We start from the raw sequence: 689 nt of genomic DNA, 5'->3' as shown, positions 1-689 counted from the left end.
TATCAAAATCACATTAAACGGTCGTAATCAGACATGATTTGTGCGCCAACACAGATCATCGTCACAACTTTCAAGTCGCTGATTTCAAAAAACTGTAGTATCCTCTGCGAAACGATCCCTGTTTGAGTATTGAGGAGGCGAGATGTCGCAGACAGAAAATGCAGTGACTTCCTCTACAAAGCGAGCATACAGAAAAGGTAATCCTCTGACGCTTGCAGAACGTCAGCAGGCATCCCTGGCAAGAAAACGAGCTACACATAAAGAACTCAGAGTGTTCATTCCTGCTGCTTTAAAAGCGCAATTGCAGGTGATGTGTGAAGCTGAGGGCGTTACCCAGGCTGAGATGATTGCCGAACTGATAAAGCAGAAGAGTGCTTTTAGCTAACTAAAATGTAGCGACATCACATTCTTGCCTGTTTCTGGTGTGCGTGATAGATTGCTGATCGTTTAAGGAATTTTGTGGCTGGCCACGCCGTAAGGTGGCAGGGAACTGGTTCTGATGTGGATTTACAGGAGCCAGAAAAGCAAAAACCCCGATAATCTTCTTTAACTTTGGCGAGTGAGAAAGATTACCGGGGCCATCTAAAAACCGTATAGCCAACAATTCAGCTATGCGGGGAGTATAGTTATATGCCCGGAAAAGTTCAAGACTTCTTTCTGTGCTCACTCCTTCTGCGCATTGTAAGTGC

General features: G+C 45.0%; 2 protein-coding genes. Both read left to right on the top strand.

Annotated elements, in window-relative coordinates:
- The first annotated feature begins 142 nt into the window (after positions 1–142).
- Positions 143–385, top strand: coding sequence for a replication regulatory protein RepA (locus tag C7B16_RS24295; RefSeq protein WP_096924316.1), 243 nt, complete (start codon positions 143–145; stop codon positions 383–385).
- A gap of 245 nt (positions 386–630) precedes the next feature.
- On the top strand, positions 631–689 hold a 59-nt coding region (gene tap / locus C7B16_RS25915), incomplete at its 3' end, for a RepA leader peptide Tap (RefSeq protein ID WP_097744215.1).

Source organism: Escherichia sp. 20412-1 (genome assembly GCF_003027595.1).
GTDB lineage: Bacteria > Pseudomonadota > Gammaproteobacteria > Enterobacterales > Enterobacteriaceae > Escherichia > Escherichia marmotae.
This window is presented reverse-complemented; position numbering and strand designations above follow the sequence as displayed.